The organism is Pasteurella multocida (genome assembly GCF_900187275.1).
GTDB lineage: Bacteria > Pseudomonadota > Gammaproteobacteria > Enterobacterales > Pasteurellaceae > Pasteurella > Pasteurella multocida.
In genome coordinates this window covers 515,415-541,277 of the sequence record NZ_LT906458.1, presented here as the reverse complement: position 1 = coordinate 541,277, position 25,863 = coordinate 515,415, and the positions used below count along the sequence as shown (strand labels likewise).

Sequence of the window (25,863 nt, the reverse complement as noted above, 5' to 3'; positions counted from 1 at the left end):
GTTTACATATAATTACTACTTATTTAACTGTTGCAACACACCAAAAGTGACATCATCCAACTCGATAAAACCGCCTTGAGTGGTTAAGTTTGTTGCACAATACATAACTTCCCAATCACCTTCTGGTAACGAAAAAGTTTGTAATTTTTGTTTCGCATTAATCAAAAAAAGCCATTTGTTATCTAAAAGCACTTGTAAGGCTTTGCTTTCTTGATTATGCCAATCCGCGATTGTCATTGGCTCCCCTTTTGTATTGAGCCATTGCACATTTACCTCAGACCACCAACAGTCTTGTTGTAAACTCGCTATTTGTTTTCGCAATGCAATCGTTTGCTTAGTCGCATTAAATAATACGGGATTAAAATCTTGCCATTTAAGCCAAGCAATTTCATTATCTTGGCAATAGGCATTATTATTACCAAACTGAGAATTGCCAAATTCGTCCCCCGCAAGGAGCATCGGCGTGCCATTTGCTAAGAGTAAATTCATCAATAAGGCAATGCTACTTAAAAGACGCCCATTTTCTACCGCACTTGGCACATTGTCGATCCCTTCAACACCATGGTTATAACTGTAATTGTGATTACGCCCATCTCGGTTATTTTCACCATTTGCCCAATTGTGTTTCTCGTTATAACTGACTAAATCACGTAAAGTAAAACCATCATGTGCGGTAATGAAATTAATCGAATTGTGTACTTGGCGGGTTTGTTGGAATAAATCACTTGACCCCGCTAAACGTTGTGCAAATGCACCACTTTCACCACTCTTCCACAACCAAAAACGCGTCACATCATCACGAAAACGATCATTCCATTCAGCAAAATAAGCGGGGAAGTTACCCATTTGATAGCCAAAATCACCAATATCCCAAGGTTCAGCAATCAATTTGCAGCCTTGTAAGCGAGGTTCTGCTTGAATATCGGCAAATAATTGTGCTTGTGGGTTAAAGCCCCCTTCTCCCTCACGCCCAAGTACTGAACCTAAATCAAAACGAAAACCGTCTACATGGCAAGCCTCAACCCAATAGCATAAACAATCTAGCACCCAACGACGCGTGATCGGCTGTGACAAATTAAGTGTATTACCGCAGCCCGTCCAATTGTGATAATGTCCTTGTGCGTCTTGCCAATAGTAAGTTTCATCATCAATGCCACGCTGACTGAACGTCGGGAAATACTTTTCTGACTCAGCTGTATGGTTAAACACGACATCCAAAATTACTTCGATACCCGCTTGATGTAATGCTTTAACCATCGTTTTAAACTCATTCAATGCGCCCATACTGCTGTGCTGTGAGCTATAACGAGGTTCTAGCGCAAACATCGCTAATGGGTTATACCCCCAATAATTGGCTAAACCTTTTTCTTGTAAATGCACTTCATCCGCTTGATATTGAACTGGTAATAGCTCGACTGCTGTCACGCCTAAGTCTTGCAAATACGCAATCATATTAGGATGTGCTAAACCCGTATAAGTCCCTCGCAAGGCTTCAGGTAAATCTTCACGTAATTGGCTAAAGCCTTTGACATGCATTTCATAAATCACTGTTTGTGCCCAAGGGGTTCGTAGTGGTTTATCTCCTTGCCAATCAAAGGCCTCATCTATAATAACTGCCTTCGGCGCAAGATGTGCGTTATCTCGAGGGTCATTAAGATCAAACCAAGCACGTTTTTCCGCTGTACTCAGATCCGGTTTGCCCACAACCGCTTTAGCATAGGGATCAAGCATCAACTTATTCGGGTTCGCTAAAGTGCGGTCAGTTTTACCCGAAATTCGATAAGCATATTCTGTCCCAACAGACACATCGCTCAACCAAATATGCCAAATCCCATCATCACTTGGTTGTAAATCAACCCGTCGCTCTTGCCCTTCGCTGAACAAACACAACTCAACTCGTCGCGCAGCTTGAGAAAAAAGCGCGAAGTTATAGCCGTCTTGCCCTTCTTCCGTTTGTTTTGAACACCCCAACGGAGAGGGTTTCCCACTTTTGATCGTATTCATTTGTACAACATTATCACTTTGACTACACATTTTGACTGCTTATATATGGAATAGGACAGCCTATCACGCACCGTTATTCCCCTTGATATTTCAAATAAATCGTGGCGAGTGGCGGAATAGATACACAAATTGATTGTGCTCGCGCATGGCTTGGAATCGCTTCACTGCCTACTTCACCGTAATTACCAACATTCGACCCCTGATAAAATGCCGAATCTGTGTTTAAGATTTCCACATAGTTACCCGCCATATTGACGCCAAAACGATAATCATGACGTGGTACTGGCGTGAAGTTACTCACGACAATAATTCGCTCTCCGTCTTTACTGCGGCGTTCAAAGGCAAACACCGAGTTTTGACGATCATCAACCACTAACCAGTCAAATCCTTCTGGCGAGCCGTCGAGTTCAAATAACGAGGCATGTTGTTGATAAATATGATTGAGATCTTTCACTAACAATTGCACGCCTTGATGCCATCGCCCACCGTGTTCTTCTTCCAGTAAAAACCAATCGAGGCTTTCTTGATAATTCCATTCGCGCCCTTGCGCAAATTCATTGCCCATAAAGAGCAATTTTTTACCCGGATAGCCCCACATATAACCATAATAAGCGCGCAAGTTAGCAAATTTTTGCCACGCATCGCCCGGCATTTTACCGAGTAAAGAACATTTACCGTGTACCACTTCATCGTGGGATAGCGGTAACACAAAATTTTCGCTGTATTGATACACCATACCAAAAGTCATTTGATCGTGGTGATATTGACGATACACCGGATCTTTTTGCATGTAAGATAAGGTGTCATTCATCCAGCCCATATTCCATTTAAAGTGGAATCCTAGCCCCCCTTCTGTGGACGGCTTGGTAACGCCTGCAAAAGATGTCGATTCTTCAGCAATCGAAATCGCGCCTTGTACTTCAGAATCAATTTTCCAGTTAGTGTGTTTTAAAAATTCAATGGCTTCTAAATTTTCACGTCCACCGTATTGGTTTGGAATCCACTCTCCTTCGGCACGGCTATAATCACGATAAATCATCGAAGCAACGGCATCCACCCGAATACCATCTAAGCCAAAACGTTCTAACCAATAAAGTGCATTGCTGGATAAAAAGTTACGCACTTCATTACGTCCATAGTTATAAATTAAGGTATTCCAATCTTGGTGGTAGCCTTCACGCGGATCAGCATGTTCATAAAGCGCCGTGCCATCAAATGCCGCTAAGCCGTGAGTATCACTTGGGAAATGACCGGGTACCCAGTCTAAAATAACATTGATCCCAGCTTGGTGTGCTTTTTCAATTAAACGCTTAAAGCCTTCTGCCGTACCAAACCGACTAGTTGGCGAGTACAGCCCCAAGGGTTGATAGCCCCAAGAACCATCAAATGGAAATTCAGAAATCGGTAAAAATTCAATGTGAGTAAAGCCCATCTCTTTCACATAAGGAATGAGCTCATCGGCAATTTGATCATAATCCAACCAAAAATTATTTTCTAAATTGCGACGCCACGAACCAAGGTGGACTTCATAAATCGAAATAGGTTGATCAAATTGATTCGCTTTACGACGTTGTTCTGTCATTGGCACAATTTCGGGTAACGCGCTAATTTGTGAGGCCGTATCAGGACGCAGTTGTGAACTAAAGGCATAAGGATCCGCTTTTAAGCGTAACTGACCATGACAGTCTATCAATTCAAATTTATACAGTTGACCCAATGAGGCTTTCGGTAAAAACAGTTCCCACACACCGCTCTTTTGATGAAAACGCATTGGGTGGCGACGCCCATCCCAATAGTTAAAATCGCCCACAATCGAAACACGTTTTGCATTTGGTGCCCATAAACGGAAATTCACCCCAGACACGCCATCACATTCCATAAAATGCGCACCAAGCACTTCATAAGGACGTAAATGCGATCCTTCACTCAACAGCCAATTGTCTAAATCTGCCAGCATCGGATGGAAACGGTAAGGATCTTCAATAAATTGTGATTCAGCGCCCCAAAAAACCTGTAACTGATAGGCAAAAAACGTTCTTGTTTTCGGTATGACCGCGGCAAAGAAACCGCGTTCATCGACGTGCTCTAATTCGCAAACGGCGTTATGCGTTTCCCTGTCAATCACAACCACACGGCTCGCATCCGGCAATAATGCGCGAATTTCAATTCCTTTCTCTGTTTCATGCATCCCTAACACAGAAAATGGGTCTGCATGCGTTCCTTCAAAAAATTGATTGATCACGGAAGGTGAAACTAATTGAACCATAACAAATCCTCAAATTCGACTTTAACTAAATTCATGCATGACGAGCTTGATCAATCGCGCTTAAAAACGCGGTGATATGCTTATCACTAAACATTTGTTCAAGTGTACATGCGAGCTTTTTACGCCAGTTTGGATATTCCCTATCAGTACCGGGTAAATTAAATGAAATTTCTTGGCTTAATACATTTTCCAGTTGTACCCCAATCAATTGAGTACAACTTCTGGCTAAATATTGGTGTAACACATAGTTAAGATGAGCATGCATCGCCATTGATAAGGCATTTCCTTCATAATGAGGGGGCAAATAGCCATCACGATGCAACGTGTCCAATAATGCTTGTTTATCAATCACGCGTTGTTCATATTTTTGTTGCAAGATCTCACCGTCTAGAATGCCGAGTTGATTAAAAAGTTGTAAATCAACACAGTGCCAGAAACTTTGTAACGACGGTACGTCATGCGTGCCAATGGTAGCAAAAGCTTTCACTGGAAATTGTTCACTTGCGGGATATTGACGATTACGTTGCTCAAAATATAAGACAAAGTAAGAAAAAATGTGTAACTGATTTAATTTTGACCGCACTTCATCTGGGACAGTGCCCAAGTCTTCCCCTACAATCAAGCAACGATTGCGTTGGCTTTCTATCGTTAAAATCGCCATTAACGCATCAAAGGGATAATGAACATACACACCATCGGCTGCGCTTTTTTCTTCGGGAATCAACCATAAACGGAATAACCCCATCACATGGTCAATACGCAAGATCCCAAAATGCTGCATATTACTGCGCAACATATCAATAAAAGGTTGAAAACCACGGCGGGTTAAGATCGCAGGATTATAAGGGGGTAAGTTCCAGTTTTGCCCAACGGGTCCTAAAGGATCCGGCGGCGCCCCTACGGAGGCATTCACAAAGTACAATTCGGGATCAGTCCACACATCCGCACTACCGCGTGAACTATTAACTGCCAAATCACCATAAATCCCCAAATTCATGCCGAGGCGATGACACAATGCTTGAATATCCGTTAATTGTTCTGTCGCTAACCATTGTAACCAAGCGTAAAACTCAATCTCTGCTTGATGCGTTTTGAGTAACGTTTGGCGTTTTGCTGGGCTTAACTGTTGCCATTCACGACGCCAACCTAGCCAGCCAATCTCTTTTTCTGTTGGCATATTTGAGTGCGATTGACGGTCTAATACTTCAAATAAGCCTTGTAACAATAACGGTTCACCTTGCTGTTGCATGAATTGCAAAAAGGCTTGACGGCGTTGAATGATAGAAGTCGATTGACTGCGCTTTGAGAAAGCAAACAATTGTTCAAGTGCATTCTGCTTTAACCACATAACTTGTGCATAATCCACTAATTCTGTTGCTTGTAACTGCTCAAGCAAGTCTTGAATCTCGTCGGAAGCAAACCAATGCTGCACGCTTTTACAGCATTTAAATTCTGGCAATGTGGTCACAGATAAATAAATAGGGTTCAACCAACGACGAGAAGATGAGCTATAAGGGCTCGCCCATTCTGGTACCGCACTATACATCAAATGCAACGGATTAATGCCTATAAAATCCACGCCATACTTCGTCGCCTGTTCAACTAAATACGCTAGGTCTGCAAAATCCCCAATTCCCCAATTCTGCTTCGAGCGTAAGCTATATAATTGAACGTTCAATCCCCATGCTTTTCTTTGCTGTAACACAGGGGGTTGATACGCTGTTTTAGGACTGATCAATAAACGGACAGAATAAGCGTGATTTTCATAAGTGATCCGCAGATGATAATAACCAAACTCAAGTGCAGGTAAGGTGATAACGTCACGCTCAATACAGGATTGAGTCAGAATATGTTTACCCGCTTCATCCATGATTTGGCAAGACAGTGGCGTTTGGTTAACCACAGGAAGACGCGTTAATGCATACTGAATCGGTTCATTTTCAAGAAACACGACAACATCATCAAAATGTAATTGTGCCTCTGATGTGGCTGACGAAGATTTCAATAAATCCGTAAAATAAGTTAACGTCTCTTGGCTGGCGTAAATCAAATTCCCATTAATGTCATAATGAGAGGGCGCAATGCCTTGCTTTTCAGCCTCCCGCCGGATGTATGCAATATCCATTAATAACAACCTAAACTAGACTAATGATTAATAGTTATTCTATCCAAGCAACCTACAAAGGCAATGACTTTTATTTAAATTAGTGATCTTCGTCAAGATAATTTATTTTCAGGATTTGCAAGGTGTTAAGCTAATTTTGAGGACCGAATTGTGCATAAAAAATCCACATCAGAAAAGTGGGTTTGAGTGCAAAGGTTATGGTTCAAAAATCAAATGTGACAGGGTGATAAATACAGCGCAAATATTTTTGGTATTGACACGTTTTTTAATCACATAACGTGATTTTACGCCGATAAGGGAAAATAAATCCCCTCATCAAGAGGACATATCAACGTATTTTGTGACTGGACTAACCTATATCTACTGGTTTTCTAATAAGTCGCCATCTCTAGCTCGTCTGCTTATTGAGCTCCTGACTCTCCCGGCGATAATCGCGAATAGAAATAAACAGGTTTTAATGTCCATCAACGACAAACTCAAACCAATCAATGACATCTTTTTCATGAATACCCTGTTTAATCAAAATATTGGCTTTTTTTACAGAATGAGGATCACCAGAAATCAGCGGATGCCAGTCAAAGAGCGGTTTATTTTCATTTAATAAACGATAAGCACACGTCGGGGGAAGCCAATGAAAATCGGGTAAATTTTTCTTAGTTAGTTTCGTACAATCAGTTTCTAACTGAAAACGTTTTGCATAATTAGTGCATCTTCCCGTTTCTAAGTCTAAAAGATTACATGCAATGCGAGTGTAATACAGTTTCTTACGTTTACCATGCCCCTCAATGAATTTTCGATAACAACATTTACCACAACCATCACAGAGTGCTTCCCACTCTGCGTCGGTCATTTCAAGTAAGGTTTTATGTTTCCAAAAATCAGGTTCAATTGACGACTTCATCAATTCGTGACACACTCTAAAACAGATCATAAAAAATAAGTGCGATATTCTACCGCACTTATTTCGTAGATCAATCTTTTCCAGTATGAGCGCTTGTGCCTCGTCCTTTTCTTTTTATGAACAAACCGTATAAGGCGTCACATAGTATCATGACAGACAAAATCAAATATAACATAGAAGAAAATGTCACATTTTTGACCGACCAAACGTAATGGATTGCCCCCAAAAGCAACGCATAATAGCCTAATTGATGCAGGTAAAACCACCATTTGCCCATTTTCAGTTTTAAATAAGACCATGAACTGAGCGCCATCAAGGTCAAAATCAAAAAGGCAATAGCCCCAATAATCAGATAACCTCTGTTTACTAACTCTTGCACAAATAAGGAAAAGTCATAGCCTAACTCTAACGCCAAATAAGCATAAACATGTAAGACAACATAAAACCATGCCCATAAGCCTAATGCACGACGTAGCACTTGAAGTTGTGGCTGTTTTAATAAATAGAACACCTTGCCCAAGATGAACATGATCAACAAAATAGTGAGCGCACTAAAGCCTAAAAAATGTTGAATTTCTTTAATTGGGTCTGCACCGAGCTGGCTTTCATCACCACTGAGCAAAACCCAAGCTAGCCAAGCAAGTGGACCTAAACAACACACATGAATGATAATTCTGAACAAACTTAACATCAGAAATAAGTCCTTAAATCCAAATCTTGATATAAATGTGCTACCTGTTCAGCATAACCATTAAACAGCAATGTTGGCTGACGTTTCACGCTCAATAAGCCACCAGAACCAATCACGCGCTCACTTGCTTGTGACCAACGTGGATGATCCACTTCGGGATTCACATTAGCATAAAAACCATACTCATGTGGAGCCGCGTGATGCCAGGTTGTCATCGGTTGTTCAGATTTAAGCGTAATCTTCACGATGGATTTAATATTCTTAAAGCCATATTTCCAAGGGATGACTAAACGAATCGGGGCACCATTCTGAGGGGCTAACGTTTTGCCATACAGTCCCACTGATAATAACGTTAAAGGATGCATAGCTTCTGCCATTGTTAACCCTTCTACATAAGGATAAATCAAGCCACCACCAAAAAAGTGATTTTTTTGTCCCGGCATACTGTCTGGATCATACAAGGTTTCAAATTCGACATATTTCGCCTGACTGGTTGGCTGAACTAACGCCAATAACTTATTCAGTTCAAAACCAATCCAAGGAATCACCATCGACCAGGCTTCAACACAACGAAAACGGTAGATACGCTCTTCCAATGGTAGCTGCTGCATTAACTGATGCACATCAAACGTCATCGGTTTTTCGACTTCGCCTTCAATGCGCAACGTCCAAGGCTCCGTTTTTAATGCAGAGGCATATTTGGCTGGAGAAGCTTTATCCACCCCAAATTCATAAAAATTGTTATAACCGATCACCTTATTTTCAGGCGTCAACAGCAAGTTTTGCGGATTTTGATCTTTCGCAAAATGTAAGGCTTGACGAGAATCTTGTTTCTCCGCAGCCAATGAGAAACGTGGCAATAATGAAGCCGCCCCCATTAATCCCATACTTTGAATGATTTTACGACGTTCGAAAAAGATATGTTCCGGTGTGACATCATTTTCGTTTAATTTATGCATAGTATTCCCCCAATAAAGACAAGTAATTCGGTCTTTCTTTTTCTGTTTTTTTAATTTAATGGATATGACCATTAGACGATATCAAACTCACCTTCTTACACAAAATCACATGAAAAAAGAAAGCAACAAACTGGCTGAATTGTCCTAATGTTTATCCCAATTCATGTTATGATGCATTTTTGATTACATGCTTAAAGGAATAAAGAATGACAGAGATAACAAAATTAGATCCCGATGTTGCCATTGACCTTGCTTATGATATCTTCCTTGAAATGGCGCCAGAACACCTCGATCCTGCTGATATTTTGCTGTTTAATCTCCAGTTTGAAGAGCGCGGAGGTGTCGAGTTTGTCGAAACCGCGGATGATTGGGAGATGGAAATTGGGGTTTTAATTGATCCGGAAGAATATGCAGAAGTCTGGATTGGCTTAGTGAATGAACAAGATGAAATGGACGATATTTTTGCTAAATTCTTAATTTCTCATCGTGAAGAAGATCGTGAATTCCACGTCGTTTGGAAAAAATAAGTGAAACATGCCGAGTAAACTGCTCGGCACCTTTTTCCCCTATTGACGGAAAACCTTCACATTAGAAAATCCTTGTTCTTTTAGATATAGGGCTTGTAATTTGCTCATTACACCACGCTCACAATATAAAAGGTAATTCTTACTCTGATCCAAATTGGCAAATTGTGAAGATAATTTATAAAATGGCATTAATTGCACATTTTCCATATTGAGTGGCTTTTCATCCGTTTCTTCTGGACTACGAATATCCAAAATCACATCTTGCGCACTCAAAACAGCGACCGTATCTACTGCAACTACTTCTTTTTCAGTCTGTTCGGCAATCTGACGAATATCTAAATATTGTGCATTTTGCACCGCACTTTCTAATACAGCAAAATCAAAATGACGTTCTTCTTGCTCAATCTTCGCTTTAATTGCTTTCACCGTTGGATTTTTCGAAATCACACCACAAAACTCGGGCATCGATTTAGCAATATCATCCGTTCCAATTTCTTTCGCCATTGTGATAATCTGTTCTTTATCGTGGGTGATTAATGGGCGTAGTACTAAGCTCTCTGATGCCTCATCAATTAAGCGTAAATTGGTGAGGGTTTGACTCGACACTTGACCAAGTGCTTCGCCTGTCACGATCGCTTGAATCCCAAAACGCTCGGCAATACGGCTCGCCGCTCGCACCATCATACGTTTTAAGACAACGCCCATCTGCCCGTTATCGACTTTTTCCAAAATTTCGCCGACCACGCCTTCAAAATTGATTGCCACAAAACGGACTTTGTGTGATGCACTATAACGTTGCCAAATATGGTATGCCATTTGTTTCACACCAATTTCATGTGCCGCACCGCCAAGATTAAAGAAGCAATAATGCACACGTGAACCACGTCGAATCAGCATGTAACTTGATACACCGGAATCAAAGCCACCTGAAATCAGTGATAATACATCTTCTTGCGTCCCAATCGGATAACCGCCAATGCCAACATGGCGTGCTTTTATCAACATCATGTTGTCATTTTCAATATCAATACGCACGGTGACATCTGGTTTGCTCAGTTGTACTTTGGCACTCGGAATATGTTGATTTAAGCCACCACCGACATAACGTTCAACATCCAAAGAATTAAACGTATGCTTGCCTTTTCGTCTAACCCGCACACAAAATGTTTTGTTCTCAAGACTTGTTCCAATATCTTGCAAAGTCTGTTCAAAAATATCGTGCATCGTTGTAAACGGCTTTTCATCTACTTCTAAAAAGTGATGAATGCCCGGAATACGCCCTAATAATTCAATTAAGTGCGGTCGATTTTCTTCTTTTTTCGAACGAACTTCGATGTAATCCCAATGACGAACCACCGCAATGGTCTCATCATGTTTCGTTAAAATATTACGAATATTCCCAGTTAAGATCTTGACGAATCGTTTACGTACCGATTCACTTTTAATCATAATTCCGGGAAACAGTTTAATCACAAATTTCATAGTTTATTTATTTTCTGTCTTCAAGTTACAAGCGGTGCATTCTATCAGATCTGCCCGAGAATCAAAAATCTTTCATCGACCTACCTCAAAGCTTTATAAAATAATTTATATAACAATAAGAAATAAACCTTTTTACTCAGTAAAAAAGCACTTTTACTACATTTTCCTTCAACTATTTGATTCAAATCAAAAATAATTCTGCCCACGCACCTACAATAGGATAACTCTTTTTAGGTAATTTTGCTGTTTTTATAACATCTTGCTATATAAATAAATATATAACCATTCATGGAGTGGCTTATGTCAAGAATAAAAAAACATTCTCTCCTAACAGTTTTTGCTTTGATGCTTGTGGGTGCGGGTACTTTGTTGGGAGTGCAATATGTGATGCATAAAACTAGCTCACCTGAATTCTGTGTAAGTTGTCATTCAATGCAATTTCCACAGGAAGAATGGGAGACAAGTGTTCATTTTTCCAATCAAAAAGGTATCCGCGCAAATTGTGCTGATTGCCATGTTCCTCCCGAAGGGTGGCATTATGTCAAAGCCAAAGTCTTCGCATTAAAAGACGTATGGTACGAGCTAAAGGGAAAAATACCAGATAGAGACGCTTTCGAAAAACATCGTTATGAAATGGCAAAAAAAGTTTGGGATGAGATGAAAGCGACAAATTCAGCAACCTGTCGTAGTTGCCATAGCTTAGATGCAATGGAAATTTCATTACAATCAAAATCAGCACAAACCATGCATGAATTGGCTAAATCAGATGGACAAACCTGTATTGATTGTCATAAAGGCATTGTCCATTTCTTACCAGATATCCCCGAAGAAATCACTCCAACAACAGTAACTGAAAACAAACCGGTTTTAACGACAGATCATTCTCAACCACTCTATGTAAAAACGATTTCTAGCGCACAAACAACAAAGGGAGGCGAAGTACGTTTAATGCCTTACGCCACATTGACTGAATGGAAAACGGACGAGGGAAAAACTACAGCAACCCTCAAAGGCTGGCAACAAGTAGGCGCTGAATCCATTGTCTATATGGCGCTTGGGAAGCGGATTATTTTGGCATTGTTGGAAGAGGAAGCGAGAGAACAGCTCACGATTACAAAAACAATCCAAGATGAAGTCACCGATTCTGAATGGAAAGAAGTGATGCTTAACATCACTGTACCACAAGATAAATTAACTGCCGATTTAGTTGGGCTCAACCAACTTGGTAATCGATTAAATCAAACTCATTGTAGTGGCTGCCATGCGGTGATTGAAGCAGATCACTATACTGCGAATCAATGGATTGGCGTCGTTAATTCAATGAAAGATCGTACTGCATTAACGGCTGAAGAAGTAAGAGCACTCACGATTTATTTACAACGTAACAGTAAAGATATATCAGGTGCTAGTCATTAAAAATTCATCACTGACGCCGAGCTTGTGAACCTAAGTCAAAAGATATGGTAACAAGCCTGCAATAAGTTCGCTTATGCCATGGATAAACAAGAAATTGATTGTCCACTCATCTTTAGAAAGGTGTCAAAACATTAACGACTTAAATAAGCGAGGCCTTATATGAAAAAAGAGAACAAAGTAGATGTTAAACGTAGAGCGTTTTTAAAAAGCTCCTCTCTTGGTATTGCTGGCGCATCGTTAAGCGGTGGTGTCGTTGGTGCACTTGTGTCACCAAAGGCAATTGCAGCTGACAGTAAAACAATTGTTACTGCTGCCCACTGGGGACCTTTAGGTGTTGTAGTTGAAAATGGCAAAGCCGTTAAATCTGGTCCTGCAATCCTGCCTGCTATTGAAAATGAATTACAATCCGTCGTACCTGATCAACTTTATAGTGAAACACGAATCAAATACCCTATGGTTCGTAAAGGCTATTTAACGAATCCAGGAAAAAGTGACACGACTCTGCGTGGTCATGATGAATGGGTGCGCGTATCTTGGGATCAGGCTCTTGATTTAATTGATAAAGAATTTAAACGTGTTCGCTCAGAAGGCGGTTTTGAAAATATCTTTGGTGGATCTTATGGTTGGAAAAGCTCAGGTTCACTCCATTCAAGTCGTACATTATTACATCGTTATCTGAATGCAACAGGTGGTTTTGTCGGTCATAAAGGTGACTACTCCACTGGTGCCGCACAAGTTATCATGCCTCATGTACTTGGTACTATTGAAGTTTACGAACAACAAACCAGTTGGGAAACGATTTTAGAAAGTACTGATATCATCGTGCTCTGGTCTGCTAACCCACTGACTACAATGCGTATTGCTTGGACAGCGACAGACCAAAAAGGCATTGAATATTTCAAAAAATATCAAGCCACTGGTAAGCGTATCATTTGTATTGACCCAATCAAAAATGAAACCTGTAAAATGCTGAATGCCGAATGGATTCCAACCAATACAGCAACAGATGTGCCGTTAATGTTAGGGATTGCGCATACCTTAGTGACACAAGACAAACATGATAAAGCTTTCTTGAAAAAATATACTACAGGTTATGCAAAATTCGAAGAATACTTGCTTGGAAAAATTGATGGACAAGCAAAAGATGCCGAATGGGCAAGTAAAATCAGTGGTGTGCCTGTAGAAGTCATCAAGCAACTTGCAAATGACTTTTCATCAAAACGCACGATGCTGATGGGGGGCTGGGGGATGCAACGCCAACGTCACGGTGAACAAACACATTGGATGATGGTCACACTTGCCTCAATGCTAGGGCAAATTGGTTTACCTGGCGGTGGCTTCGGTTTCAGTTATCACTATTCAAATGGTGGTGTACCAACCACAACTGGTGGTGTCATTGGTTCTATGTCGGCGACATTGGATAACGATACCTCAAATACGGGTCAATCTTGGTTATCTAAATCAGCGAAAATCAGTTTCCCACTTGCACGTATTGCAGATGTCTTACTCAATCCGGGGAAAACCATCCAATACAATGGTACCGAAATCACTTATCCTGACATTAAATTAATTTATTGGGCAGGCGGTAACCCATTTGTCCATCATCAAGACACCAATACTTTAGTCAAGGCATGGCAAAAACCCGAAACAATCATTGTGAATGAAATCAACTGGACGCCAACAGCAAGAATGGCAGATATTGTATTACCGATCACGACAAGTTATGAGCGAAATGATTTAACCATGAGTGGTGATTATTCCATGATGCACATTCTGCCGATGAAACAAGTGGTTGAACCGCAATTTGAGGCACGTAATGACTATGATGTCTTTGCTGAATTAGCTAAACGTGCGGGCGTAGAAGATAAATTCACAGAAGGCAAAAGTGAAATGGATTGGTTAAAATATTTTTACCAATCCGCTTTTGATGCCGCACGCAAAAATCGTGTCCTCATGCCTAAATTTGAAAAATTCTGGGAAGAAAATAAACCTATTACATTTAATGCCAGTGAAAAAGCAAAAAAATGGGTTCGTTATGGTGAATTCCGTGAAGATCCATTATTGAATCCACTGGGCACACCTTCTGGTAAAATTGAAATCTACTCCGATACGATTGCGAAGATGAACTATGATGATTGCCGTGGCTATCCTTCTTGGTTTGAACCAGAAGAGTTTGCTGGTAATGTCACTACGGAACATCCATTAGCGCTAGTCACCCCGCATCCTTACTATCGGTTACACAGTCAATTAGCAAATACTTCACTGCGTCAAAAATACGTCGTGAACGATCGCGAACCTGTGCTGATCCATGTAGAAGATGCAAAAACTAGAGGGATTTCTGACGGTGATATTGTGCGTATTTTCAATAATCGTGGTCAAGTCCTTGCAGGGGCAATTGTCACACCTGATATCATCAAAGGTACTGTCAGTTTATGTGAAGGTGCTTGGTATGACCCATTAGACTTAGGAGTAAGCGAAAAACCTCTATGTAAAAATGGCTGCCCTAATGTCTTGACAATGGACATTGGTACATCAAAACTTGCACAAGGTAACTCTCCAAATACCTGTATTGTGCAAATAGAAAAATTCACAGGTGAAGCACCAGAAATCACGGTATTTAAACAACCAAAACAAGCGAAAGCATAAAAATGGCATGAAATGCTAAGGAAATAAAACAAAAGTGCGGTCAATTCGACCGCACTTTCTTGTTGGCTATCCTATGAGCGGGCAAGAAAGTGGGTTGAAAATCCGCAAATAATTTTAACATATGCCCAAAAATACAGTACAATGGTGCCCTTAATGCTTTCGTAAAAAGGATATACAATGGCTAAAAAAAGTACAGAAAAAACCGAATTAGATTTTGAAAATACGCTACAACAGCTAGAAGCCATTGTCACACGTTTAGAAAGTGGTGAGCTTCCTTTGGAAAGCGCCTTAGAAGAATTTGAACGTGGCATTAAGCTTGCCCATTTGGGACAAGAACGTTTACAACAAGCCGAACAACGCATTCAGATTTTATTACAAAAAAGTGATAGCGCGAAATTAAGCGATTACCAAGCGGAAGAATAACAACAATACGAGCATGTTATGTACCAACTTTCACAAGATTTACCCCAACTCCAACAACGTATTAATACTTTTTTAGCGCAACAATTGAATGTGGACAGCAGCCCCTCTCCTCTTGCCGAAGCCATGCGTTACGGTGTGCTCCTTGGTGGTAAACGTATCCGTCCTTTCCTAGTGTATGCAACAGGACGAATGCTCGGCGCAGACTTAAACCAACTCGATTATGCCGCGGCAAGTGTAGAAGCCGTTCATGCCTATTCATTAATTCACGACGATCTCCCTGCGATGGATGATGATCATTTACGTCGTGGACAACCAACTTGCCATATTGCTTTTGATCACGCCACCGCGATTTTAGCCGGTGACGCGTTGCAAGCCTTTGCTTTTGAAATATTAACTCAAGCACCTGCACTGCAAGCAGAGCAAAAACTTGCGTTAGTGCAAACGCTAAGTCAAGCGGCTGGTGTAAAAGGAATGTGTTTGGGGCAAAGTCTCGATCTGATTTCTGAGCAAAAACACATTAGCTTAATCGAATTAGAACAAATTCACCGCAATAAAACGGGGGCAATGCTTTCCGCTGCGATTCAGCTCGGGCGAATTTGTTCTCCGCATTTTAAAAATGATACGCTAGCACAACAATTACAACGGTATTCGGAAGCCATTGGCTTAGCCTTTCAAGTACAAGACGATATTTTAGATATTGAAGGCGAAAGTGACATTATTGGTAAAACCGTGGGTTCTGATTTATTAGCAGATAAAAGCACCTACCCCAAATTATTAGGCTTAGCGGGTGCCAAACAAAAAGCGCAAGAACTGTATCAAAGCGCAATCGCGGAATTAGAAAGTATTCCTTTTGATACCAGTGCACTTCGTGCTATCGCTGAATTTGTGGTAAATAGAAAAAGTTAAACCGCACAATACACCAAGATCAAAGTGCGGTCAGTTTTTTAATTATTTTGGAATTGACTAACAACTATGCAAAATTATCCTCTGTTATCATTAATTAATTCACCCGAAGATTTACGTTTATTAAGTAAAGAACAACTTCCCCAAATCTGTCAGGAATTACGTGCATATTTATTAGAGTCTGTTAGTCAAAGTAGTGGACATTTGGCATCAGGCTTGGGCACAGTAGAATTAACTGTTGCCTTACACTATGTCTATAAAACCCCCTTTGATCAACTGATTTGGGATGTTGGTCATCAAGCCTATCCACATAAAATCTTAACAGGTCGTCGTGATCAAATGTCCACCATTCGTCAGAAAAATGGTATTCATCCTTTTCCATGGCGTGAAGAAAGCGAATTTGATGTGTTAAGTGTTGGGCATTCTTCTACCTCAATTAGTGCAGGCTTAGGCATTGCCGTTGCCGCACAACGTGAAAATGCGGGACGTAAAACAGTCTGTGTGATTGGTGATGGCGCCATTACCGCAGGAATGGCGTTTGAAGCAATGAATCATGCTGGTGCCTTGCATACCGATATGCTGGTGATTTTGAATGATAACGAAATGTCCATTTCAGAAAATGTCGGGGCGCTAAACAATCATCTCGCCCGCTTATTAACGGGATCATTTTATTCTTCTATCCGTGAAGGGGGTAAAAAAATCCTCTCTGGTATGCCACCGATTAAAGAATTTGTCAAAAAGACTGAAGAACATGTGAAAGGCTTTGTTTCCCCTGTGGGTACCATGTTCGAGCAACTAGGGTTCAACTATATTGGTCCGATTGATGGTCATAACATTGAAGAACTTATCAGCACATTGAAAAATATGCGCGCCTTAAAAGGTCCCCAATTTTTACATATCATGACCAAAAAAGGGAAAGGCTACGCTCCGGCAGAAAAAGACCCAATTGGCTTTCATGGTGTACCTAAATTTGATCATTTAAGTGGTCAATTACCTAAATCAAATACAACGCCAACTTATTCAAAAATTTTTGGTGATTGGCTGTGTGAAATGGCAGAAAACGATCCTAAACTGATCGGCATTACGCCGGCTATGCGTGAAGGCTCAGGGATGGTCGAGTTTTCTAACCGTTTTCCACAACAATATTTTGATGTTGCCATTGCTGAACAACATGCCGTCACGTTTGCCGCTGGCTTGGCGATTGGGGGTTATAAACCCGTAGTAGCAATTTATTCCACCTTTTTACAGCGCGCCTACGATCAACTCATTCATGATGTGGCTATTCAAAATCTGCCGGTTTTATTTGCTATTGATCGGGCTGGTGTGGTCGGTGCAGATGGTCAGACTCATCAAGGCGCTTTTGATATTAGCTTTCTGCGCTGTATCCCAAATATGGTGATCATGACACCTAGCGACGAAAATGAGTGTCGTCAAATGCTTTATACTGGTTACAAACTCAATCAACCTGCTGCCGTACGTTATCCACGTGGTAATGCCATTGGTGTTGAACTCACCCCATTAACGATGTTAGCACTCGGTAAATCCAACCTGATTCGTGAAGGCGAAAAAATTGCGATTTTAAATTTTGGCACTTTATTACCTACCGCCATCAACGTGGCAGAAAAATTAAATGCGACAGTAATCGATATGCGTTTTGTTAAACCTATTGATGTTGAGTGTATCCATCAAATTGCACAAACACATGACCTGATTGTGACTTTAGAAGAAAACGTCATTCAAGGTGGGGCTGGCAGTGCCGTTGCCGAAGTCTTACATTCTCAACAACATCAAACAAAATTATTACAACTTGGTTTACCTGATTTCTTTATCCCACAAGGGACACAACAAGAAATTTTAGCGGACTTACATTTAGACGAAGCCGGTATCGAAACACAAATAAAAAATTTTTTATAAAAAATAAAACTTTTTCTGAACTATTTTAAAAATGCTCGGTCTTAGATAATGCTAGTGCACTGCAAATGCAGTCGTCTTTTTAACTTTCTTATGTTAAGACCTCCCGCTACATCTTCTTGGTGTAGCGGTTTTTTCTTTTTTGAGCCTGTAACTTCTTAATTTCACGGCATATTGCTTTTGTCATCGGTTGAATGGGAGGAAGTAAGATCTCGTTTTGGACAGGCTGATCACATAAGTGTAAATACATTTCATAGACAACTTGCGCATCAACACCATGTGTATTTGGAAAAAAATTTTGTAAGCGATATACTTCCGTGTGTAAACCATAACTTGTCGCCCTTGCAACAACCTTTTCAATCTCCTTGGCATTCCCACCTACGTTACTGAGTACAATACAAACATCGTGCTGCGGGTTTTCAACACAATAGTTTAACGCATCAGCTAATTGTTGTTGTGCCAATTGTTTAGCTTGTTGAAAGCGCTCGACTGTCCAATGGTATTCACCGTTCTCTCGCAAAAAATGATCATTTTCAACATGAAAAAGCACACCCTCTGTAAAATTTTGCTTAAACTCAGCCATTTTTTTCAGGGCAAAGGTACTTTTTCCAGAACCAGAATGCCCGCGGATAATTAAGAGTGTTTGCATATTGAAAAATCCAAAGACAAAATATATTGCTTGCCTCGAATCCCCATTAGATCACGTTGTGTATGTTTGAAACCACAAGCAAGATAAAACGCATAGGCACGCTGATTAAGATGATTAACGCCCAGTACAATTTCATGACTACTAGGGAAATGGTGCAATAATAAAGGCATGAGCCTCTGATGAGATAAGGCTTGTTTTGCAATGCCGAGTCCCTGAAAATCAGGGTGAATTGACATCGAGCGTAATAAAACAGCTTGAGGATTATCAGAATATTTTTGCCGATCCTCTCCCTGATCTAACACAAAAAAGCCAACAGGTTCATCATCGGATAATATGCTGAAGGCTTTCCAAGGCTTTTTTGCATTAAGATCGGCAAACCAGACCGAAGGAAGCGCAGTAAATTTAGCTTGTTCTGGCGATAATGAATAAGATAATGCACGAAAATGCTGTTGCTGACATTCTACGATCTTAACCATACTTCATTCCCACTCATTTGATTTATTGACCACAAATTTCATTCAAATTCATCTGCTGAAAAGTGCGGTCAATCATAAAGGAATTTTACGTGTAAGTCATTAAGACCAAATATCGTTATCAACACCACGCTTTGCCAAAGTAGGATGTTGTTCGAGTTTAAATACCGGTTCAACGCCCGCTTTTATTTGCTGTTGATAATCTCTCAGAATTAACCAAACGATAGGTGATAATAATACAATCGCCACCAAGTTAATCATCGCCATGATGGCCATGACTGTATCAGCAAAATTCCACACAATATTGGCATGATTAATGGCACCAAAGTACACAAAAAAGAGAACCATCAAGCGGAAAATAAAAATAAAGAGTGACTTATTACGCAGAAAACGGATATTGCTTTCCGCATACGCATAGTTACCAATAATGGATGAATACGCAAACAGAAATAAAATGGCTGCCAAGAAATGTAAACCAAAATCACCGACATGATATTGTAACGCGTGCTGCGTTAAAGAAATGCCTTTTAATGTTTCATTACCATAGTTATCCGAAAGTAAAATGATGACTGCGGTACAAGTACATACAATAATCGTATCAACAAAAACACCAAGCATTTGAATTAAGCCTTGACTCGCAGGATGTTTCACATCCGCCGAGGCTGCGGAATTTGGCGCAGATCCCATCCCTGCTTCATTAGAAAATAATCCACGTTTCACCCCCATTAGCATGGCTTTAGAAAAAATGGCACCAAACATACCACCCGCCATAGCACTGAAATCAAAAGCACTCGACACAATCCGTGAAATGACCATCGGAATCGCATGAATATTCATGCCTAAAATAATCACGGCAATAATCAGATAAAATAACGCCATCATGGGGACTAATTTCGCACTCACTGCGCCAATGCGTTTTACGCCACCGAAAATAATGAATGCTGTAATTGCAACTAACACCCAGCCAACATATTGTGCATTCCAATGCCAAGCATTATTGGTTGCTTCGACAATTGCATTCGCTTGTACTGCATTAAAAGCAAAACCAAATGTAAAAATTAAACTGACTGCAAATGCTGCTCCCAAGAGCGGTGCTTTTAATCCTTTGGTAATGTAATAGGCTGGACCGCCACGGTACAAACCACAAGGTTCTTTGACTTTAAATAATTGGGCTAAGGATGACTCAGCAAATGCACTACTCATGCCAATCAGCGCCGTGATCCACATCCAGAACACAGCACCTTCACCACCAATCGCAATTGCTGTTGCGACACCACCGATATTTCCTACGCCAACACGACTGGCTAATCCGGTCGTGAATGCTTGAAATGGCGTTAATGAATTGCCTTCTGCACTTCGACCTGACCACATTTCACGTAAACTGCGTGGTAATAAACGTAATTGCACTAACCCTGTTGTGATTGTAAAAAATAAACCAACACCTAATAATGTCACTATCGTAATGTCCCATAATGGACCATCTACTTTTTCAACAAACCACGTTAAAGCCTGTTCTACTATTGTTTCGAAAGTAGAAAATATGCTCATTATTCCTCCTGAGTTAAAAAGCAAAATTAACAAAGAGCCGTATTCTATTATTTTTTTACGAAAAATGGGGATTTTTATTATCTTTTCATTAAAAAAAGACAAATTAATTAGATAATTTCTAACAAAATGCTATTTTTTTAATCAACAAAAAATTGCCCATAAAAAAGAGCGCTTCAAAAAGCGCTCTTCAAACGGCAAGAAAATTAGAAGCCTTCTTTTAAACTCACGGTTAAATTGAAGACCAAATGATCTGGACTGCTATCTTTGCTGTCTGCACAATAATAACCTTCACGCTCAAATTGGTAAGCTTTTTCTGGCTGTGCATTGGCTAAACTCTTCTCCACCACACCTTGTTTAATCACCAATGAATCTGGGTTCAGTACTTGGTGAATATCCTCTGCGGCTCCTGGGTTTGCCACCGTAAATAAACGCCCATATTGACGAAATTCAGCAGGTAAATAATCTTCCGCAGACACCCATTGAATCACGCCTTTCACTTTACGTCCATCTACTGGATTCTTCCCTAGCGTGTCAGGGTCATAAGTACAATAAACGGTTGTGATATTCCCCTCTGCATCTTTTTCAACACGTTCGGCTTTAATCACATAAGCATTACGTAAACGCACTTCTTTACCAAGCACTAAGCGTTTATATTGTTTATTTGCTTCTTCACGGAAATCCGCTTCATCAATATATAGTTCACGCGTAAAGGGTAATTCGCGTACACCTAGTTCATCACGATTAGGGTGGTTTGGTGCAGTCAGCATTTCTTTGCCACTGAAATTCTCAATCACAATTTTAAGTGGATTAATCACTGCCATTGCTCGTGGCGCATTCTCATTTAAGTCTTCACGAATGCAAGCTTCTAGTGCACTGAATTCCACCATATTATCTTGTTTAGTGACGCCAATACGACGACAAAACTCACGCAATGAAGCTGGCGTATAACCACGACGACGTAAGCCCGAAATCGTTGGCATACGTGGGTCATTCCAGCCATCGACAATACCTTCATTCACCAGTTGTAATAATTTACGTTTAGAAGTGAGGGTCGATTCTAAATTTAAACGCGAAAATTCATACTGGTGCGGCAATGGACGCGCAATCGAAATATTTTCTAATACCCAGTCATACAAACGGCGATTGTCTTGGAATTCCAATGTACAAAGCGAATGAGTAATGCGCTCAATAGCATCAGAGATACAATGAGTAAAATCATACATTGGGTAAATGCACCATTTATCACCTGTTTGGTGATGGGTCGCAAATTTAATCCGATAAATTACTGGATCGCGCATGACAATAAACGGAGACGCCATATCAATTTTCGCACGTAAACAGGCTTTGCCTTCTGCAATTTCTCCGTTCTTCATTTTCTCAAATAACGCGAGGTTTTCTTCAATAGAACGATCACGATAAGGGCTATTTTTACCCGGTTCCGTTAACGTACCACGGTATTCACGCATTTCTTCTGGCGAAAGTTCATCCACATAAGCTAACCCTTTTTCGATTAACTCAATCGCATAGCCATAGAGTTGATCAAAATAGTCGGAGGCATAACGAGGCTCTCCTTCCCACTTGAAACCTAACCATTCTACATCTTGTTTAATCGAATCCACATATTCCACATCTTCTTTGACGGGATTCGTATCATCGAAACGTAAATTACACAACCCTTGATAATCTTCAGCGATACCAAAATTTAAGCAAATTGATTTGGCATGACCAATATGCAAATAGCCATTGGGTTCAGGTGGAAAACGTGTTTGGACACCGGTATGTTTGCCGGATGCTAAATCTTCATCAATGATTTGACGAATAAAATTGGTGGGACGTTTTTCTGTATTTTCAGCTGCGACAACATTTTCAACTGGATGACTCATTCTGACCTCGAATTCCATAATGGTTTTGTTATAAAAATACTCACTATTCTACCCTGTTTGCCACCAGAATACAAAAATACGCCGCATTTTCTTGTGGCTTTCGTCTTCCTATTTTTCATTTTAATGATAAAATGAACGAACGTTCATTCACTCAATAGCGATTTAAAAATTTGTCGTGCGCTTCTTTCCACTTCTCGCATGAATAAATGAAGGGAAAAATAAAAAACAGCGCCAAACTTAGTCAGTGAACAAAATATCATGGAGGAAATAACCGCCGCTTTCCCTCCCATAAAACAATTGTTCTCTTGTGCTAATAAACATATTTTTGTGCAATTCCTATTATTGCCATACTTTCTTTCACACGAGAGCAAACCAAGAATTGCAATGAAGGTTTTAGCACGTAAAGAGAAAAGTTGCTATAATCCATTCTCGCAAATGGTAAAGGCAACTCGCATTTTTTAACTAAGGATTGTAATCATGTTAAAACGAAACCCACTCACTTTTTTACTCTTATCAACCGCTTTGGTTGGTTGTGCTAATCTGGATGATTCTTATCAACTCGCCAAACAAGACTTTCAACAGTATGAAGAGGTGACAAAACAATATTCTGTGCAAGAAAGTTGGTGGGCGCTATATCATGATACACAGCTCAATGCATTGATTACGCAAGGATTAGACAACAATAAAAATTTGGCTAAAGCCGCCATCAATGTGAATAAAGCACTTTATCAAGCCAATTTATTAGGTGCAAATTTAGTTCCAGCCTTTAGTGGCAGAGTCGAATCCAGTGCAACACGTAACATAGAACACAGTCAACCTTCCAAGATTCAGCATAGTGGTTCAATCAATGTCAGCTATACATTGGATTTATGGCGACGCTTAGCCGATGCGGCTTCGGCTGGTGAGTGGGCATACAAAGCGAGCGCCCAAGATCTTGAAGCCGCCCGTTTATCACTCATCAATTCTCTCATCGCAACCTATTACCAAATTGCTTTCTTAAATGATGCGGTACAAGCGACAGAAGGAACAATTAAATATTACACGCAGATTAATACTATCATGCAAAATCGTTTTAAACTCGGTGTAGCAGACAGTGCGAGTTCTGATCAAGCACAGCAAGCCGTATTAAGAGCGCGTAACCAGCTGATCACCTACCAAACGCAGCGAAAAGTGGCAGAGCAAACTTTACGTAATTTATTAAATTTAAAACCAAATGAAGCATTAAATATCAAATTCCCAAGCATTTTAAATGTGAAAACGCTTGGAGTGAATACTAATGTGCCTGTCTCAATAATTGCGAACCGACCAGATATTAAAAGCGCACAATACCGTTTAAGCAGCGCCTTCAAAGATGCTAAAGCTGTTCAAAAGAGTTGGTTCCCAACCATTACACTGGGCGCAAGCCTAGCCTCTGCAGGAGCGAAAGTTGATACCGCGTTAGATACCCCTATGGCTAGTGGACTCGTCAGTATTAATCTGCCTTTCCTCAGTTGGAATACGGTAAAATGGAATGTCAAAATTTCAGAAGCAAATTATGAACTCGCCAAAGTGAGCTATGAACAAACGATCACCACGGCATTAAATGAAATTGATACCCATTATTTCAGCTATCAACAATCACAAGCGAATTTAGCGAATCTACAAAAAGCAGATGCCTATAACAAACGCATTACACAGTATTACAAAAATCGCTATGATGCAGGCGTATCACCGTTACGTGATTGGTTAAGTGCCGCCAATACGGAGAACGATGCGAAATTGGCGATTTTAAATGCAAAATATCAACTTATTCAGCAAGAAAATACTATTTATAGCGCCATGGCAGGGTATTACTCAGCAAAATAACAAGAAAGAGGCAACTTGCCTCTTTTTTATTAACCAGAATCTTGGATAACTTCTCATGAAAATCGAAGTCTGTATTGATAATATTGAATCGGTACACATTGCACAAAATGCTGGCGCCGATCGTTTAGAACTTTGTGCTTGCCTCTCCGTTGGCGGCGTTACGCCCTCCTATTCGTTGATAAAAAGTGCGGTCGATTTTGCTAACATTCCTTGTTATGTCATGATCCGACCAAGAGCAGGAGATTTTTTGTTCAGCACGCAAGAAGTCAACATGATGCTCGAGGATATTCGCCTTGCTAAAGAGCTCGGCGCTCAAGGCATTGTGATCGGTGCATTGACCAAACATGCAGACATTGACCTTTCGGTTTGCGAAACATTAATACAGGCAGCAGAAGGATTGGGCGTCACTTTTCATCGTGCCTTTGATCTCTGTCGCGATCCCGTCACGAGCTTAGAACAATTAATTCAGTTAGGTTGCGAACGCGTATTGACTTCTGGACAAAAAGCCAGCGCAGTAGAAGGACAACCGTTAATCAAACAGCTTGTCAGTCAGGCATCAAACCGTATTCGTATTATGGCTGGTGCCGGCATCAATGCACAAAATGCCGCCTTATTAGTGAAAAATACGGGAATTACCGAATTGCATTTATCTGGAAAAGGTTATCGTTTAAGTGAAATGCCATATCACGCGAACGCTGTAATGGGGGAAAATAGCGAAGATGACCAAAAAATCTGGCGAACGGATTTTGCTACAATTCGTGCAGTTAAAACCAGTGTAGAAAAGTACTGAGTTGGTCGATAAGCCGAGTTCTGTCGCGGACAATCATTCCTCTAGGCGTACATTCGCACATACGCTCAAGCAACCTACCCGAATCCTGAGCGGGCCACTCATTGGATTCCTATTTGGTCTTGCTACGAGTGGAGTTTACCCTGCCATGTACTGTTGCCAGCCATGCGGTGCGCTCTTACCGCACCCTTTCACCCTTACCAGCCGAAACTGGCGGTCTGCTCTCTGTTGCACTTGTCGTAGGCTCGCGCCTCCCAGGCGTTACCTGGCACTCTGCCCTGTGTAGCTCGGACTTTCCTCTCGTCTATTTGTCCCACTAGGTCGTCATAAAGACGGTTAAGGGCTTCAATAAACCAGCGATTGTCTGACCAACTCAGGCGCGCAGTATAACGTAATTCTCCCCCAAAAGACAGAACTTATTTGA

The 25,863-nt window shown here is 40.7% G+C and carries 19 protein-coding genes, 1 other RNA gene and 1 riboswitch; of the genes, 8 read left to right on the top strand and 12 right to left on the bottom strand.

Annotated elements, in window-relative coordinates:
• Window positions 1-15: 15 nt before the first annotated feature.
• The 6 genes from glgX to msrP form a co-directional block, all read right to left on the bottom strand.
• Complete coding sequence (glgX, locus tag CKV69_RS02550; RefSeq protein WP_014325976.1) at window positions 16-2,034, bottom strand: glycogen debranching protein GlgX; 2,019 nt, start codon at window positions 2,032-2,034, stop codon at window positions 16-18.
• A 43-nt stretch (window positions 2,035-2,077) separates the two neighbouring features.
• On the bottom strand, window positions 2,078-4,270 hold the full coding sequence (gene glgB / locus CKV69_RS02545) for a 1,4-alpha-glucan branching protein GlgB (RefSeq protein WP_005726331.1): 2,193 nt from the start codon (window positions 4,268-4,270) through the stop codon (window positions 2,078-2,080).
• Between the two features lie 31 nt (window positions 4,271-4,301).
• Window positions 4,302-6,395 (bottom strand): 4-alpha-glucanotransferase, encoded by a 2,094-nt coding sequence (gene malQ / locus CKV69_RS02540; protein WP_014325975.1) that lies wholly within the window; start codon window positions 6,393-6,395, stop codon window positions 4,302-4,304.
• Window positions 6,396-6,849: 454 nt separating this feature from the next.
• A complete protein-coding gene (locus CKV69_RS02535) occupies window positions 6,850-7,296 on the bottom strand; it encodes a YcgN family cysteine cluster protein (RefSeq protein ID WP_014325974.1) in 447 nt (148 codons plus the stop codon).
• A gap of 70 nt (window positions 7,297-7,366) precedes the next feature.
• On the bottom strand, window positions 7,367-7,987 hold the full coding sequence (locus CKV69_RS02530) for a protein-methionine-sulfoxide reductase heme-binding subunit MsrQ (RefSeq protein ID WP_005756439.1): 621 nt from the start codon (window positions 7,985-7,987) through the stop codon (window positions 7,367-7,369).
• A complete protein-coding gene (gene msrP / locus CKV69_RS02525; protein ID WP_016504227.1) occupies window positions 7,987-8,946 on the bottom strand; it encodes a protein-methionine-sulfoxide reductase catalytic subunit MsrP in 960 nt (319 codons plus the stop codon). The genes CKV69_RS02530 and msrP overlap by 1 nt, the downstream gene beginning before the upstream one ends.
• A 206-nt stretch (window positions 8,947-9,152) precedes the next feature.
• Here msrP and CKV69_RS02520 point away from each other — a divergent pair, with 206 nt between their 5' ends.
• Window positions 9,153-9,473, top strand: coding sequence for an HI1450 family dsDNA-mimic protein (locus CKV69_RS02520; RefSeq protein ID WP_005721994.1), 321 nt, complete (start codon window positions 9,153-9,155; stop codon window positions 9,471-9,473).
• Between the two features lie 39 nt (window positions 9,474-9,512).
• Here the strand turns inward: CKV69_RS02520 and thiI are convergent, their stop codons facing one another.
• On the bottom strand, window positions 9,513-10,955 hold the full coding sequence (gene thiI / locus CKV69_RS02515; RefSeq protein ID WP_025248455.1) for a tRNA uracil 4-sulfurtransferase ThiI: 1,443 nt from the start codon (window positions 10,953-10,955) through the stop codon (window positions 9,513-9,515).
• A gap of 300 nt (window positions 10,956-11,255) precedes the next feature.
• Here thiI and CKV69_RS02510 point away from each other — a divergent pair, with 300 nt between their 5' ends.
• From CKV69_RS02510 to dxs, 5 genes are all read left to right on the top strand, one after another.
• Window positions 11,256-12,371, top strand: coding sequence for a NapC/NirT family cytochrome c (locus tag CKV69_RS02510; RefSeq protein WP_014325971.1), 1,116 nt, complete (start codon window positions 11,256-11,258; stop codon window positions 12,369-12,371).
• 2 nt (window positions 12,372-12,373) lie between these two features.
• A riboswitch (molybdenum cofactor riboswitch) is annotated at window positions 12,374-12,510 on the top strand.
• Window positions 12,511-12,530: 20 nt separating this feature from the next.
• Window positions 12,531-15,017, top strand: a complete 2,487-nt coding sequence (gene torA / locus CKV69_RS02505) for a trimethylamine-N-oxide reductase TorA (RefSeq protein WP_014325970.1) — start codon at window positions 12,531-12,533, stop codon at window positions 15,015-15,017.
• Between the two features lie 177 nt (window positions 15,018-15,194).
• Entirely contained in the window at window positions 15,195-15,440 is a 246-nt protein-coding gene (gene xseB, locus CKV69_RS02500) for an exodeoxyribonuclease VII small subunit (protein ID WP_005721990.1), read from the top strand.
• Window positions 15,441-15,458: 18 nt separating this feature from the next.
• Entirely contained in the window at window positions 15,459-16,346 is an 888-nt protein-coding gene (gene ispA, locus CKV69_RS02495; RefSeq protein WP_005726323.1) for a (2E,6E)-farnesyl diphosphate synthase, read from the top strand.
• A 66-nt stretch (window positions 16,347-16,412) separates the two neighbouring features.
• A complete protein-coding gene (gene dxs / locus CKV69_RS02490; protein WP_014325969.1) occupies window positions 16,413-18,257 on the top strand; it encodes a 1-deoxy-D-xylulose-5-phosphate synthase in 1,845 nt (614 codons plus the stop codon).
• 106 nt (window positions 18,258-18,363) lie between these two features.
• Here dxs and CKV69_RS02485 read toward each other — a convergent pair whose 3' ends face one another.
• The 4 genes from CKV69_RS02485 to glnS all read right to left on the bottom strand — a co-directional run bounded on the left by CKV69_RS02485 (window position 18,364) and on the right by glnS (window position 22,807).
• Entirely contained in the window at window positions 18,364-18,903 is a 540-nt protein-coding gene (locus CKV69_RS02485; RefSeq protein ID WP_014325968.1) for a hypothetical protein, read from the bottom strand.
• A complete protein-coding gene (locus CKV69_RS02480) occupies window positions 18,888-19,379 on the bottom strand; it encodes a GNAT family N-acetyltransferase (protein WP_014325967.1) in 492 nt (163 codons plus the stop codon). The genes CKV69_RS02485 and CKV69_RS02480 overlap by 16 nt, the downstream gene beginning before the upstream one ends.
• A gap of 99 nt (window positions 19,380-19,478) precedes the next feature.
• Window positions 19,479-20,924 carry an alanine/glycine:cation symporter family protein gene (locus CKV69_RS02475; protein ID WP_016504225.1) on the bottom strand — a complete coding sequence of 482 codons (1,446 nt, stop codon included), beginning with the start codon at window positions 20,922-20,924 and terminating at the stop codon, window positions 19,479-19,481.
• A gap of 203 nt (window positions 20,925-21,127) precedes the next feature.
• A complete protein-coding gene (gene glnS / locus CKV69_RS02470; RefSeq protein ID WP_025248454.1) occupies window positions 21,128-22,807 on the bottom strand; it encodes a glutamine--tRNA ligase in 1,680 nt (559 codons plus the stop codon).
• A gap of 477 nt (window positions 22,808-23,284) precedes the next feature.
• Here glnS and tdeA point away from each other — a divergent pair, with 477 nt between their 5' ends.
• Both tdeA and CKV69_RS02460 read left to right on the top strand, forming a co-directional pair.
• Window positions 23,285-24,652 (top strand): toxin/drug exporter TdeA, encoded by a 1,368-nt coding sequence (gene tdeA, locus CKV69_RS02465; protein ID WP_014325962.1) that lies wholly within the window; start codon window positions 23,285-23,287, stop codon window positions 24,650-24,652.
• A gap of 55 nt (window positions 24,653-24,707) precedes the next feature.
• The gene (locus CKV69_RS02460; RefSeq protein ID WP_014325961.1) at window positions 24,708-25,442 is read left to right on the top strand and encodes a copper homeostasis protein CutC; all 735 of its coding nucleotides are present in this window, start codon (window positions 24,708-24,710) and stop codon (window positions 25,440-25,442) included.
• On the opposite strand, the gene rnpB is transcribed toward CKV69_RS02460, so the two are convergent.
• Window positions 25,436-25,815, bottom strand: an RNA gene (gene rnpB, locus CKV69_RS02455) — RNase P RNA component class A. The genes CKV69_RS02460 and rnpB overlap by 7 nt on opposite strands.
• Window positions 25,816-25,863 lie beyond the last annotated feature (48 nt).